The organism is Pseudomonas sp. SIMBA_067 (genome assembly GCF_046534675.1).
Classification (GTDB): Bacteria; Pseudomonadota; Gammaproteobacteria; order Pseudomonadales; family Pseudomonadaceae; genus Aquipseudomonas; species Aquipseudomonas putida.
Map to the genome: position 1 here is coordinate 131,518 of NZ_JAWRYH010000006.1, position 12,836 is coordinate 144,353.

Genomic DNA, 12,836 nt, shown 5'->3' on the forward strand with positions numbered 1-12,836 from the left:
CGTCCGTCCAAAAGGCACCCATCACTCCTGCCCATTTCGGGGCAAAACCCCTCTTTGTCCCTATACAACGCACCACCGCGGTTCGTGTCCGGGCGGGTGTTTCAGCGCTGTCTTTACCAACCAAACGGTTGTCCTGACGAACAAAGCGACGCTGTTGTGGCGTGCCTAACTTTGACCTCACGGCATTTCCAGCGACCTGCGCCGATGAGGTAAGCCCATGCGAGTTCAACAACAGCGAATGGCCGACGAGTTCAGGTGGCTGCATATGCGCGATCTGGCGCCCGAAGAGTTTATGTCGTGGCTGATCGAGTGGGCAGCGTGCGCTTGGCGTGCCCGTGGTAAAGCCGAGCGTGTGTCCGAAGCCAAAATAACAAGGAGCCTGTGATGGAGTCCGCAATCGACAAACACCTCAAGTGCCCGCGCACCTTATCGCGCCGGGTGCCTGACGATTACCAGCCGCCGTTCCCGATGTGGGTCGGTCGCGCTGACGAGCAGTTGACCCAGGTGGTGATGGCCTACCTGGGTGTGCAGTACCACGGCGATGGCCAGCGCGAGCGGGCCTTGCAGGCGTTGCGCGAGATCGTCGCCAGCTTCAGCCTGGCCGACGGCCCGCTGACCCACGACCTGACGCATCATGTCGATAGTAGCGGCTACGACAACATGATGGTGGTGGGCTACTGGAAAGACGCCAGGGCGTATTGCCGCTGGATGCACTCGGCCGAGGTGGATGGCTGGTGGAGTTCGCCGCAACGCTTGAACGATGGCCTGGGTTACTACCGCGAGATCAGTGCGCCGCGGGCCGAGCAGTTCGAGACGTTGTATGCATTCCAGAGCGATCTGCCCGGGGTCGGGGCGGTCATGGACGGCATCAGCGGCGAGATCGAGGAGCACGGTTACTGGGGCTCGATGCGCGACCGCTTCCCGGTGTCGCAAACCGACTGGATGAACCCGGACGGCGAGCTGCGGGTGGTGTCCGGCGATCCGGCCAAGGGCGGGCGGGTGGTGGTGGTCGGCCACGACAATATCGCCTTGATTCGCTCGGGCCAGGACTGGGCCGCGGCTGAACAGGCCGAGCGCTCGCTGTACCTGGACGAGATCCTGCCGACCTTGCAGGACGGCATGGATTTCTTGCGCGATAACGGCCAGCCGCTGGGCTGCTACAGCAACCGCTTCGTGCGCAATATAGATGCCGACGGCAACCTGCTCGACAAGAGCTACAACATCGGCCACTGGCGTTCGGTGGAAAAGCTCGAACGCTGGGCGGAATCCCACCCGACCCATCTGCGTATCTTCGTCACTTTCTTCCGGGTGGCTGCGGGGCTGCAGAAGTTGCGGCTTTACCACGAAGTGTCGGTGTCGGATGCGAGCAGCCAGGTGTTCGAATACATCAACTGCCACCCGCACACCGGCATGTTGCGCGACGCCCAAGTAAGCGCCAACTAACCAACGAACTCCACGTTTAGCCCTGCACCTGTCGTTGTTACGGCAGCGGGGCTCTTTTTGCCCGCGTTTTGCCACCAAGAAGGACTTGGTCCATGAAACAACTCCGTTACCTGATGGTTGCAGCGGCCGCGCCGTGCCTGTCTGCGCAGGCAGTTGAAGTTTCGCCGGGGGATTATGAAGTGCTGCCGGCGGGCAAAACCATCGGTGTGGTCTATTACCAGCACTCCACTACCGACAGTGCCTACGCCCAGGGCCACAAGGTCAGCTCCGACTTCAACCTGACCTCCAATATCGGCATCCTGCGTTTGCTGCATGTCTATAAATTGACCGATCGGCTGACCGTCGAGCCGCAGTTTCTGCTGCCGTTCGGCCATGTTTCCAGCGGCGGTGACGCCTCGGCCCTGGGCAGCGCCAGCGGCATCGGCGACCTCATTCTCACCGCGCCGCTCAAGTACCGCCTCAACGAGGCCAACGACACGCTCGGCGCCACGGTCTACCTGGTGGCACCGACCGGCAACTACGACCGCAAGGACGCGCTGAACCTAGGCGAGAACCGCTGGAAGGTGGATCTTCAGGCCGCGTACATCAAGCACTTCGGCGAGAAGTGGGCTCTCGACCTGGTCGGCGATACGATCTGGTACGGCGACAACGACGACTTCGGCGCCAACTCGTTACGCCGCGAACAGGAGACGTCCTACGCCGCGCAACTGATGGGGCGCTACATCATCGACCCGGGTACGTCCCTGGCAGTCGGTTTTGGCCACACCTGGGGTGGGGAAAGCCGGGTAGACGGCACCTCCCAGGATGACCGCGGCAAAACCACCAACTTCCGCCTCACCGCCACCAAGTTCTTTACCGCCCAGGACCAGTTGCAGATGCAACTGGGGCGTGACCTCGCGGTAGAAAACGGGCCGAAGGAAAACTTCCGACTGAACCTCAGGTACGTCCGGGTCTTTTAACCGCCTGCACATTCCCAGCTGAAACGGAGCATTCGAACATGACTGAGCAAAACGCTTCCACCGAGCAACAACCTTCGCTGTATACCCGCCTGGGTGGCTACGACGCCATTTATCAGTTCGCCGGCGCGGTATTGCGCAAGACCATGGCCCACCCGGCAATCGGGCATATCTGGGCGCATATGTCCGAGTCGACCTTCCAGAAGGAACACATCAACTTCGTCGATTTCCTCGCGCAACACTGGGGTGGCAGCGCCAAGTACCGCGGCAGGGACATGGTCACGGCACACCGCGGCATGGGGCTGACCGAGGTGCACTGGCAAGCCACGCTGGATTGCCTGGAGGAGTGCTACGACGACTACAACCTGGCGCCGGAGCTGCGCAAGGAGGTCAACGAGTTCCTGGTCAAGTTCAAGCCCGCCGTGATCGGCAGCCCGTCCTACCGCGACGTGGTGCTGGCCAACCCGACGATGGACCCGGCCAAGGGCATGAAGAGCGTCGGCGTGGTCTGGCCCGCACGCGGCGATGCGGCCGGGCAGGCCGGGGTGCCCAAGCTGGAGCAGTAAGCCTGCGACCTGGCCCAACGCAGTCCTGCTCAACACAGCGACTGTCCTGCTCAACCAAGTAGGCTCCCCGCGCTGGCGCTAGGTTAGTACCAGGCCCAACCGCGGCGAGCCTCACGAACAGCTAATTGCCAGCCCCTTGGTCCGGCACCGGAAAGGAAAAAGGACACCCCATGGCCATCACCCGCCCAACGCTCGAACAACTGCAGGCGCTCGCCAGCCGCCTGCACATGCAACTGACGCCCGAGCAAGCCAGCGAGTACCTGGCGCTCATGCAGGGCAGCCTCGACGCCTACGACCTGGTCGACGAACTACCGGACTTCACGCCGCTGGTGCGCTACGAGCGCACGGCGGGTTATCGCCCCTCCAGCGCTGAGAACCCGCTGAACGCCTGGTACTACCGCACCGAGGTGATGGGCGCCAGCACCGGTAAACTGCTCGGCAGGACGGTCGCGCTCAAGGACAACATCTCGCTGGCAGGTGTGCCGATGATGAACGGCGCCTCGCCACTGGCCGGTTTCGTGCCGTCGTTCGATGCCACCGTGGTGACGCGTTTGCTCGACGCTGGAGTAACCATCCTTGGCAAGGCCACCTGCGAACACTATTGCCTGTCCGGCGCCAGCCACACCTCCGACCCGGCGCCCGTGCACAATCCGATGCGTCCTGGCTTCAGTACCGGCGGCTCGTCGTCGGGCAGCGCGGCGCTGGTCGCGGCGGGCGAAGTTGACCTGGCGGTGGGTGGCGACCAGGGCGGGTCGGTGCGTATTCCCGCGGCCTGGTGTGGCATCTACGGTATGAAGCCGACCTTCGGGCTGGTGCCCTATACCGGGGTGATGGCCATCGAGGCCACCTTCGACCATGTCGGCCCGATGACCTGCAGTGTGCGCGACAACGCGCTGATGCTCGAAGTCATGGCCGGTACCGACGGGCTTGACCCGCGCCAAGGTGCGCCGGAGGTCGATAGCTACAGCAACTACGTTGGGCGCGGTGTCAGCGGGCTGCGCATCGGCATCCTCCAGGAAGGTTTCCAGCTCGCCAACCTTGATCCGCGGGTTGCCGAAACGGTACGCAGCGCCATCGCCCGGCTCGAGGCGTTGGGCGCGGTGGTCGAGGAGGTGTCGGTGCCCGAACACACGCTGGCGGGCTCGTTGTGGAACCCGATCGGCTGCGAAGGGCTGACCATGCAGATGATGCACGGCAACGGCGCGGGCTTTAACTGGAAAGGCCTGTACGACGTCGGCCTGCTCGACAAGCAGGCCGGCTGGCGGACCCAGGCCGACGCCCTGTCTCCTTCGCTCAAGCTGTGCATGCTGGTTGGCCAGTTCGGCCTTGAGCACTACCACGGCCGTTACTACGCCAAGGCCCAGAACCTCGCGCGCTTTGCCCGTGCCGGCTACGACAAGGCACTGCAGCGCTACGACCTGCTGGTGATGCCGACCGTGCCCATTGTCGCCCAGCCGCTGCCGGCGCCGGATTGCTCGATCACCGAGAACGTCTCGCGCGCACTGGAGATGCTCGGCAACACCGCCGCACAGGACATCACTGGCCACCCGGCCATGTCCATCCCTTGTGGCCTGGTCGACGGCCTGCCGGTCGGGCTGATGCTGGTCGGCAAGCATTACGCCGAAGGCACGATTTACCAGGCCGCGGCAGCCTTCGAAAACGCAGTGGACTGGCGCACGCTGTAGGCGCTGCGCCTCTGCAAAAAACAACCAGAACAGCAATACCATCAACAACCGCGTCGAACGAGAGGAGTAATCCCATGACGGCAACCTCAACCCCTGGCGAGCGGGCGCGGGCACTGTTTGCAGTGCTCAAGAACAAGGACCTTATCCCCGAGGGCTACATCGAACAGCTCACCGAACTCATGGAACATGGCTGGAGCCCGGAAAACGGCGCGCGCATCGTCGCCAGGGCCTGGGTCGACCCGCAGTTCCGCGAACTGCTGCTCAAGGACGGTACCGCCGCCTGCGCCCAGTTCGGTTTCACCGGCCCGCAGGGCGAATACATCATCGCCCTGGAAGACACCCCGCAGGTGAAGAACGTGATCGTCTGCAGCCTGTGTTCCTGCACCAACTGGCCGGTGCTGGGCCTGCCGCCGGAGTGGTACAAGGGCTTCGAGTTCCGTGCGCGGCTGGTCCGGGAGGGGCGTACGGTACTGCGCGAGCTGGGCACCGAGTTGCCCGACGACGTGGTGGTGAAGGTTTGGGACACCAGCGCCGAAAGCCGTTACCTGGTGCTCCCGCAACGGCCCGCCGGCTCGGAGGACATGAGCGAAGAGCAGTTGCGGCAACTGGTCACCAAGGACGTGCTCATCGGTGTCGCCGTGCCCCGGGTCGGTTGAGTCGGTCCATCCACTTCATTCACCTTCCGGAGTATTCAATATGGATGGCTTCCACGATCTCGGCGGTTTCCAGGGCTTTGGCAAAGTGCCCCATCGCATCAACACCCTGAGCTACAAGCAGGTATTCAAGCAGGACTGGGAACACCTGGCCTACAGCCTGATGTTCATCGGCGCCGATCACTTGAAGAAGTTCAGCGTCGACGAAATACGTCACGCCGTCGAACGCATCGATGTGCGCCAGCATGTCGGCACCGAGTACTACGAGCGTTATGTGATCGCCACCGCCACGCTGCTGGTCGAAACCGGCGTCATCACCCAGGCCGAACTGGACGAAGCACTGGGTTCGCATTTCAAGCTGGCCAACCCCGCCCATGCGAAAGGGCGTGCGGCAATCACCGGGCGAGCGCCTTTCGAAGTGGGCGACCGGGTCATCGTGCGCGATGAATACGTGGCCGGGCATGTGCGCATGCCGGGTTATGTGCGCGGCAAGCAAGGCGTTGTGCTGCACCGGACCACCGAACAGTGGCCGTTCCCGGATGCGATCGGGCATGGCGACCAGAGCGCTGCGCACCAACCGACCTACCATGTCGAGTTTCGCGTGCGAGACCTGTGGGGCGATGCCGCAGACGATGGGCTGGTGGTGGTAGACCTGTTCGAAAGCTACCTGGACAAGATCGAAGGTTCGGGAGCGGCGCGCCCATGAGCAATAGCGCCCAGGCGGGCCGACTGCCGGTGACGGTCCTTTCGGGCTTCCTCGGCGCAGGCAAGACGACCTTGCTCAATCATATCCTGCGCAACCGCCAGGGTCTGAAGGTGGCGGTTATCGTCAATGACATGAGCGAGGTCAACATCGATGCCTCCGAGGTGCAGCGCGAGGTTGCGCTGCACCGTGGCGAGGATGAATTGATCGAGATGAGCAACGGCTGTATCTGCTGCACCCTGCGTGCCGACCTGCTCGAGCAGATCAGCGCGTTGGCGCGCCAGCAGCGCTTCGATTACCTGTTGATCGAGTCCACCGGGATTTCCGAGCCGATGCCGGTCGCCGAGACCTTTGCCTTTCTCGACACCAACGGCTTCAGCCTTAGCGAACTGGCGCGCCTGGATACCCTGGTGACGGTGGTCGATGCCAGCCAGTTCATGGCCTTGCTCGATTCACCCGAAACCGTCGCCCGTGCCGATGCCACCAGCGATACCCCAAGGCGTCCGCTGGCCGACCTGCTGATCGAGCAGGTCGAGTACGCCAACGTGATCCTGGTCAACAAGCGCGACCTGGTCGATGAGGCCGGCTACCAGGCGCTGCGGTCGATTCTGGCCGGACTTAATCCGGGGGCGCAGATCCTGCCGATGGTCGCCGGCAACGTAGCGCTGTCGAGCATCCTTGGCACCGGGCTGTTCGATCTGCCCAGCCTTGCCGCAGCGCCCGGCTGGATGAAGCGGATAGACGCGCACGACACACCGGCTGCCGAGTCGGACACCTATGGCGTGGTGTCGTGGGTGTATCGCGAGCGCGCCCCGTTCCATCCGCAACGCTTGCTCGAATTTCTTGCCCGTCCCTGGCGCAACGGTCGGTTGCTGCGCAGCAAAGGCTATTTCTGGCTTGCGAGTCGCCACCGCGAAACCGCGCTGCTGGTGCACAGCGGCAAGCAATTCCAGTGGGACTACGTAGGGCATTGGTGGCGCTTCATCGACCCCTCGCAATGGCCGCAAGACAAATATCGCCTGCAGGGCATCACGGCCAAGTGGGACAGCATCGTCGGCGATTGCCGCCAGGAACTGGTGTTCATCGGCCAGGACCTGGACACCCAGGCACTGCAACGCGAGCTCGACCACTGTCTGTTGAGCCCGCAGGAAATCGCCAGCGGCCCGTCGGCCTGGCCAGCGTTGCCGGGGGCGGCCGACTTCGACAGCCAGACCGTGTCAGTCCGGCAGGCGCAGTCATCGTCGGCTGATGCCGCCATGCAACCGGAGGTGTCGCATGCTGTTGTTTAATCGTACCAGCCGCTGGGTTTTGGCCCCGCTGGCCGACCGCCTGGAGCAGCCCGACCAGCCGAGCGCGCCATTGTCTTCGGCCAATCCGCTGTTGCGGCGCATCCTGGCAGGCGTGGAGCGCGTGCTGCAGGAGCGGCGCGAGTTCAACGAGCAGGCTCGTGTGCTTGCTTTGCAGGTCAGCCAGCTGGAGCAGCGCCTGGCTGAGCGCGAGGCACTCGCGCAGCAACTGGAGGCGCGCTGGACGCTGGTCACCCAGGGCGCGGATGAGCTGTTCTGGCAACTGCATCCAACGACCGCCGCCACCCCAGCGCCGGACTGTGCGATGCAGTGGACAGGCTCGGCCTCGCTACAGGCGCCGCGCCTGACCCGGTTGGGGCAGTGGAGCGAGCAACTGCACCCTGCCGACCGACAACCCCACATGCAGGCACTGGCCCGGCACTTGGCCGATCGCAGCGGGCGCACGCCGTTTGCGCTGGACGTGCGGATGAAACCAGCGGCCGGCGGTGACTATCGCTGGTGCCGGATCAGCGGCAGTTCGCAGCGCGACGCCCACGGTGTCTCGGTGGCCACGGCCGGCACCCTGCGCGACATCCACGAGCAGTACCTGCGTATCCAGGAATTGGAGCTGGCCGCCGAACGTTTCGATATTTCCCGCGAGATGCTTCACGACGGCCTGTGGGATATCGAAGTGGTGGCGGGCGATCCGGCTAACCCGGGCAACACCATCTGGTGGTCATCGCAGATGCGCAGGCTGCTGGGCTGCAGCACCGTCGAGGAGTTTCCCAACACCTTGGAAAGCTGGACCTCGCGCCTGCATCCCGACGACAGCGAGCGCGCCATCGCGGCATTCGTCGCTCATGTGGAGGACCACAGCGGCAATACCCCGTTTGATGTGGAGTACCGGCTCAGGCACCAGAGCGGCGCCTACCGCTGGTTCCGCGGCCGCGGGCAAACCCGCCGGGGTCAGGATGGGGCCCCGCTGCGGGTAGTCGGGGCTATCACCGATATCCATGCCCGCCATGAGGAAAGCACCATTCGCGAGGCCCAGGCGCAACAGCACCAGGTGATGCAGGAGACCCTCGGCAAGCTTACCCATATCGTCGCCACCATCCAGGGTATCGCCAGCCAGACCAACCTGCTGGCCTTGAATGCCGCCATCGAGGCAGCGCGGGCAGGTGAGGCCGGACGCGGGTTCGCCGTGGTCGCCGACGAGGTGCGCAAGCTGGCCACGCGCACCAGCCAGGCCACTCAGCAAGCGGCGCAGATGATCGACAACTGACCGAGCGCGATGGACCAGTAACGGTCCTTCGTGATCGGCTGTAGCCTGCCAATAGCAGACAACCCGAAAGCCCTTGTTTCTTCACCCGCCCGGAGTTTAGATGGAGCGGTTTGCATTGAGCAGTTGGCCGTCAGCACCTGCGTCTAACGACCAACCTCGAACTACACAGTGTCCTAGGCCACCTGCTTCGCTTCTGGCCGTTGATCTGTAGCCAGACGCCTGGCTCTACCAACACCCCAGGCCAGAGCTCGAGTCATGGATTCGCCTGGGCGAGAATCGAATGTTTCTTCATGCAATGCCATTCCACATCCAGCGTACACACCGATGAACATTTGCGTCTGACCGGTGCGCGAGAGCCTGACCTGGACATCAATCGTGGTGCCGTCATCAAGCTCTTCGTCATGGATACGATGATGAAGCACTGGATCCGCCCAATCCCAAAACACATCACCTCGAATACGCATGCCGCCCTCCTACGACTTTAGTCTTATATGGAACCCTCACCATAGCAATGCAATGAGGCAGTTCAATCACTTAGGCGGTAGAAACATGAGTATCAGACGACCGGCCCCAATTCCGATACAAGAAAATTTTCTTGTACAACTTTCTGGTCAAGTGGACAGAGCAGGCGTCCGCGTTGCCAAGAGGTGCATAAGCGGTTCGAAGCGGCTCCCCGTTAGCTGCCGACTCAACTGGCGACACGGCTTTGCTTTCACAGTCAGCTCCGGTACCTACTACACAATGGTTAGAACTGCAGCTTCCAAGCATTTCGGCTTCCGCGATACCTTCCTGGTCGTCACACTTCGTTCGCTCCTGCAGCGGAAAACAGTCTGCCCCCCTCAAGCATTACCACTGAATCTGTTGTTTTGAACTTTGCATGGCCTGCAAGCTTCCCCTGCATACCCCCACGATTTTGTGATGCAGGAGCGAGGAGTATGCGAGCACTGACTTACCACAGAGCAAACGATGTAAGGGTCGATAACGTTCCTGATCCCGTCATCGTTCAAGAAGACGGCATCATCCTCAAGGTGACTTCCACGGCCATTTGCGGCTCCGACTTGCACCTCTATCGAGGCAAAATTCCAGAAACCGAAGCAGGCGATATCTTTGGCCATGAGTTCATGGGCATCGTCGAAGACACCGGGCGTGCAGTCAACAATCTCCAGATCGGCGACCGCGTGGTGATTCCCTACCGCTTGGCCTACGCCCACTACGTGTAGAGGAGGCAAAGTCATGAACGGGGTCGCCAGCTACTTCTGGATTGCCGTAACGGCAATTCTTCTACTCATCGACCTGTGGGCCATCGTCAGCGTGTTCCGAAGCGACAAGACCGATACGGTCAAAGCGGCCTGGGCCCTGCTGATCGTCGCGCTACCGCTGGTTGGCCTGGGTATCTGGGGCGTTGCTGGCCCGCGTGGTATCAAGCGAGGTACCGGGCCCACTTCCGACGAGCACAGCAAAGGCTGACATTTCCGAGCTCCACTTACAGGGGTTTCAACATGATCGATCAAGCAACAGGCATGAAATCAAGCGAACGCTATCGCGTGGAAAACGTGGAGCGCGCTCATCAGTTTCCAGGCTTCTTTCAAGACGGGAAGTATTATCTCGGCCCTGAACTTCTCACCGCCGTGGGCTGGCTTGAGGGTACACGCTTCATCTACGATAGCCTGGATGCCGCAGGTGAACCCGTTTTTCCAAACCGAGAGGCAGGCACGGTCGAAGGGCTGACGTTGACCCTGGTCGATGGCACCGCGCTTGAACTCTCGCGGATCGAGGCCAGCGAAACCGTTGCCCCCCTTGACCACAGTGCCTCGGGTACAGAACGAGAAGCGCCTAACAGTGGCGCTTCGGTCAAAGGGCCTCTGCGCGGTAAGGTCGTGGTGGTCACTGGCGCTTCCAGCGGTATTGGCCGAGCCGCGGCGCATGCGTTTGCGTGCAAAGGTGCTCGCTTGGTGCTCGCCGCACGCGACGAAGAGGCGTTGTTCGATGTCCTGGATGAATGCACCGATTGTGGAACCGATGCCATAGCGATCACGACCGATGTCACCCGCAACGACCAGGTTCAAGCGCTGGCGGCGCAGGCCGCAGAGTTTGGCCATGGGCGAATCGATGTCTGGGTCAACAACGCCGGGGTTGGTGCGGTCGGCCACTTCGAGGACACCCCATTGGAGGCACACGAACAGGTCATCCAGACCGACCTGCTCGGTTACCTGCGAGGTGCCTACGTCGCCCTTCCCTTCTTCAAGGCGCAGGGCAGCGGCATTCTGATCAACACGCTGTCGCTGGGCAGCTGGGTGGCCCAGCCCTATGCCGCCGCTTACTCGGCGAGCAAGTTCGGCTTGCGTGGACTGACCGAGGCATTGCGGGGCGAATTGACGGCGTTTCCCGACATCCATGTCTGCGATATCTATCCTGCAGTTATGGACACACCGGGCTTCCGGGATGGGGGCAACTACACCGGGCATGCGTTGACACCACCAGGCCCCATATACGATCCCGAAATGGTGGCAAACGCCATGGTGGCCTGCGCAATCTCGCCTCGGGCTCACACCACGGTTGGCGCTGCGGCGCGCCTCGCGCATCTGGCCAGCTACCTGATACCCGGGCTGCCTCGGTTGTCAGGGAGGCTGACGCGCTGGGGGATAAATCGCAGCCCCATAGCCGAAGCATCATCTGGCAACCTCTTTGAGCCTCCAAGTGGCAGGAGGGGTATCGACGGAGGCTGGAGGAAGCCAAAAGACAAAACGCCGCTGCTGATAGGCGCAGCGGCGCTGGGAATCCTTGTGGGTCTTACACTCACACATTCACGACGCAGGTAACCAAGAGCAGTCTGCGCACTGAGCAATGAGCGTGGTCTCATTGCGAGATCACGTGCGCTTTCCCAATCAGCGTAGCCGACGCTGATCACTGAAGATGAATGCGATGAGGGGAAGTGCGTGAAACTTTGCCGATGGGTGCCCAGACGCCTATCCTGCCCACACGCTCCAGGGAACAGCCGCCCTGCCAGCTAGCGTTGCTGGCGGCGCGAGCCCAACTGGATCCAGACCGGCGCATGATCACTGGCCTTGGCTTCGTTGCGCACCCAGGCATCCACGCCCGCCTGCTTCAGATAAGGGCTGAGACTGAGGTTGAGCAGCAGGTGATCAATACGGAGCCCGGCATTACGCGCCCAATGATTGCGAAAATAATCCCAGAACGTGTAGATGCGCTGCTCGGGATACAGGTGGCGAACAGCATCGACCCAGCCCTGCGCCAGTAACTGTTGGAAATACGCCCGCGATTCAGGTTGCAGCAGCGCGTCCTTGAGCCATGAGCGCGGGTTGTAGATGTCCAGATCGGTCGGCACAACATTGAAATCGCCGGCCAACACCGCAGGATGGCCGCTGCCATGCAGTGTTTGGGCATGCTTGATCAGGCACTCGAACCAACGGAGTTTGTAATCGAACTTCGGGCCGGGTTGCGGGTTGCCATTGGGCAAGTACAAACAGCCGACCAGCACGCCGTGCACCGCAGCTTCCAGATAGCGGCTTTGCTGATCGTCCTGCATGCCAGGCAGCCCGCGACGTACCTCCAGCGGCTCGCTATCACGCGCCAGGATAGCCACGCCGTTCCATGAGGGTTGCCCTTGGTAAAGGCAACCATAACCTGCCGCTTCGATGGCCTGGCGAGGAAACTGCTGGTCGGCCGCCTTTAGTTCCTGCAAGCAGGCAATGTCCGGCTGCTCCCGTTCCAGCCAGGCCAACAGCGTGGGCAGGCGGCTGCGGATGCCATTGATATTGAAGGTGGCGATCTTCAGCGCTTTCATGCGTGAGGGTCACTCACATGAGCCTGCACGGCATCTTCCAGTGCCCGGATATGTGCCTCATCGGCCAGTGCCTTCAGCGCCAACCAGTCATCCCAGTCAATCGCACCATCGTCCCGCAGCGCCTCGGCGGTGCGTACCAGTTCATGGTGATAGGCATCCGGCGATTCGCGCCGGTAGCTGATGTCGTCGTACTGCGCGTACCAGGCTTCAAGTTCAGGAATGCTGCGGTCGATACTCATGACGGCTGCCTCGTTCTATCCCTGCTAGTCAGAGCCCAAGAGCCGCGCAACGTTCAACCGCAACAGTCAGTTGGGCAAAACTGGGTGGCAAGCGCGTAGCCTTTCTGGTCACCGATGGCTTCGAACAAGTGGAGTTGACGGGACCTCGTGAAGCCTTGCAGAAAAACGGGGCAGTGGTCGACATTCTAAGTGATAACGAAGGCAGCAGGTGGCCACTG

Annotated in this window: 12 protein-coding genes and 4 pseudogenes; 13 read left to right on the forward strand and 3 right to left on the reverse strand. The window is 62.1% G+C overall.

The features are described 5' to 3' along the window. The first annotated feature begins 384 nt into the window (after positions 1 to 384). The 9 genes and pseudogenes from SB765_RS15110 to SB765_RS15150 all read left to right on the forward strand — a co-directional run. Entirely contained in the window at positions 385 to 1,443 is a 1,059-nt protein-coding gene (locus SB765_RS15110; RefSeq protein ID WP_410910534.1) for a phenylacetaldoxime dehydratase family protein, read from the forward strand. Positions 1,444 to 1,535: 92 nt separating this feature from the next. Next, a complete protein-coding gene (locus SB765_RS15115) occupies positions 1,536 to 2,402 on the forward strand; it encodes a transporter (RefSeq protein ID WP_341795811.1) in 867 nt (288 codons plus the stop codon). 38 nt (positions 2,403 to 2,440) lie between these two features. Then, the gene (locus SB765_RS15120; protein ID WP_341795812.1) at positions 2,441 to 2,965 is read left to right on the forward strand and encodes a group I truncated hemoglobin; all 525 of its coding nucleotides are present in this window, start codon (positions 2,441 to 2,443) and stop codon (positions 2,963 to 2,965) included. A 170-nt stretch (positions 2,966 to 3,135) separates the two neighbouring features. Continuing rightward, positions 3,136 to 4,650 carry an amidase gene (locus SB765_RS15125; RefSeq protein WP_341795813.1) on the forward strand — a complete coding sequence of 505 codons (1,515 nt, stop codon included), beginning with the start codon at positions 3,136 to 3,138 and terminating at the stop codon, positions 4,648 to 4,650. Positions 4,651 to 4,724: 74 nt separating this feature from the next. Then, positions 4,725 to 5,306 carry a nitrile hydratase subunit alpha gene (nthA, locus tag SB765_RS15130; protein WP_341795814.1) on the forward strand — a complete coding sequence of 194 codons (582 nt, stop codon included), beginning with the start codon at positions 4,725 to 4,727 and terminating at the stop codon, positions 5,304 to 5,306. Positions 5,307 to 5,346: 40 nt separating this feature from the next. Continuing rightward, the gene (gene nthB, locus SB765_RS15135) at positions 5,347 to 6,009 is read left to right on the forward strand and encodes a nitrile hydratase subunit beta (RefSeq protein WP_341795815.1); all 663 of its coding nucleotides are present in this window, start codon (positions 5,347 to 5,349) and stop codon (positions 6,007 to 6,009) included. Beyond that, positions 6,006 to 7,295 (forward strand): GTP-binding protein, encoded by a 1,290-nt coding sequence (locus tag SB765_RS15140; protein WP_410931523.1) that lies wholly within the window; start codon positions 6,006 to 6,008, stop codon positions 7,293 to 7,295. The genes nthB and SB765_RS15140 overlap by 4 nt, the downstream gene beginning before the upstream one ends. 322 nt (positions 7,296 to 7,617) lie before the next feature. Beyond that, positions 7,618 to 8,280, forward strand: a pseudogene (locus SB765_RS15145) (PAS domain-containing protein); the annotation flags it as partial. Between the two features lie 30 nt (positions 8,281 to 8,310). Next, a pseudogene (locus tag SB765_RS15150) lies at positions 8,311 to 8,565 on the forward strand (methyl-accepting chemotaxis protein); the annotation flags it as partial. A 182-nt stretch (positions 8,566 to 8,747) separates the two neighbouring features. Here SB765_RS15150 and SB765_RS15155 read toward each other — a convergent pair. After that, positions 8,748 to 9,038, reverse strand: a complete 291-nt coding sequence (locus tag SB765_RS15155) for a hypothetical protein (protein WP_410910532.1) — start codon at positions 9,036 to 9,038, stop codon at positions 8,748 to 8,750. A 471-nt stretch (positions 9,039 to 9,509) separates the two neighbouring features. Here SB765_RS15155 and SB765_RS15160 point away from each other — a divergent pair. The 3 genes and pseudogenes from SB765_RS15160 to SB765_RS15170 form a co-directional block, all read left to right on the forward strand. After that, positions 9,510 to 9,776: pseudogene (locus SB765_RS15160) on the forward strand (alcohol dehydrogenase catalytic domain-containing protein); the annotation flags it as partial. A gap of 31 nt (positions 9,777 to 9,807) precedes the next feature. Next, positions 9,808 to 10,041, forward strand: coding sequence for a PLD nuclease N-terminal domain-containing protein (locus SB765_RS15165; RefSeq protein WP_341795819.1), 234 nt, complete (start codon positions 9,808 to 9,810; stop codon positions 10,039 to 10,041). Between the two features lie 32 nt (positions 10,042 to 10,073). Continuing rightward, entirely contained in the window at positions 10,074 to 11,393 is a 1,320-nt protein-coding gene (locus SB765_RS15170; protein ID WP_410910531.1) for an SDR family oxidoreductase, read from the forward strand. Between the two features lie 188 nt (positions 11,394 to 11,581). Here the strand turns inward: SB765_RS15170 and xth are convergent, their stop codons facing one another. Together xth and SB765_RS15180 are read right to left on the reverse strand one after the other, a co-directional pair. After that, positions 11,582 to 12,379 (reverse strand): exodeoxyribonuclease III, encoded by a 798-nt coding sequence (gene xth, locus SB765_RS15175; protein ID WP_341795821.1) that lies wholly within the window; start codon positions 12,377 to 12,379, stop codon positions 11,582 to 11,584. Beyond that, positions 12,376 to 12,618 (reverse strand): hypothetical protein, encoded by a 243-nt coding sequence (locus SB765_RS15180; protein ID WP_410910530.1) that lies wholly within the window; start codon positions 12,616 to 12,618, stop codon positions 12,376 to 12,378. Before SB765_RS15180 ends, xth begins: the two co-directional genes overlap by 4 nt. 80 nt (positions 12,619 to 12,698) lie before the next feature. Here SB765_RS15180 and SB765_RS15185 point away from each other — a divergent pair. Beyond that, positions 12,699 to 12,824 (forward strand): annotated as a pseudogene (locus SB765_RS15185) (protease); the annotation flags it as partial. Positions 12,825 to 12,836: the final 12 nt, after the last annotated feature.

What these genes read in the sequence shown, in the direction of transcription:
- SB765_RS15110 (WP_410910534.1), top strand. Translation starts at nt 385, where the DNA reads ATGGAGTCCGCAATCGACAAACACCTCAAGTGCCCGCGCACCTTATCG.
- SB765_RS15115 (WP_341795811.1), top strand. Translation starts at nt 1,536, where the DNA reads ATGAAACAACTCCGTTACCTGATGGTTGCAGCGGCCGCGCCGTGCCTG.
- SB765_RS15120 (WP_341795812.1), top strand. Translation starts at nt 2,441, where the DNA reads ATGACTGAGCAAAACGCTTCCACCGAGCAACAACCTTCGCTGTATACC.
- SB765_RS15125 (WP_341795813.1), top strand. Translation starts at nt 3,136, where the DNA reads ATGGCCATCACCCGCCCAACGCTCGAACAACTGCAGGCGCTCGCCAGC.
- nthA (WP_341795814.1), top strand. Translation starts at nt 4,725, where the DNA reads ATGACGGCAACCTCAACCCCTGGCGAGCGGGCGCGGGCACTGTTTGCA.
- nthB (WP_341795815.1), top strand. Translation starts at nt 5,347, where the DNA reads ATGGATGGCTTCCACGATCTCGGCGGTTTCCAGGGCTTTGGCAAAGTG.
- SB765_RS15140 (WP_410931523.1), top strand. Translation starts at nt 6,006, where the DNA reads ATGAGCAATAGCGCCCAGGCGGGCCGACTGCCGGTGACGGTCCTTTCG.
- SB765_RS15155 (WP_410910532.1), bottom strand. Translation starts at nt 9,038, where the DNA reads ATGCGTATTCGAGGTGATGTGTTTTGGGATTGGGCGGATCCAGTGCTT.
- SB765_RS15165 (WP_341795819.1), top strand. Translation starts at nt 9,808, where the DNA reads ATGAACGGGGTCGCCAGCTACTTCTGGATTGCCGTAACGGCAATTCTT.
- SB765_RS15170 (WP_410910531.1), top strand. Translation starts at nt 10,074, where the DNA reads ATGATCGATCAAGCAACAGGCATGAAATCAAGCGAACGCTATCGCGTG.
- xth (WP_341795821.1), bottom strand. Translation starts at nt 12,379, where the DNA reads ATGAAAGCGCTGAAGATCGCCACCTTCAATATCAATGGCATCCGCAGC.
- SB765_RS15180 (WP_410910530.1), bottom strand. Translation starts at nt 12,618, where the DNA reads ATGAGTATCGACCGCAGCATTCCTGAACTTGAAGCCTGGTACGCGCAG.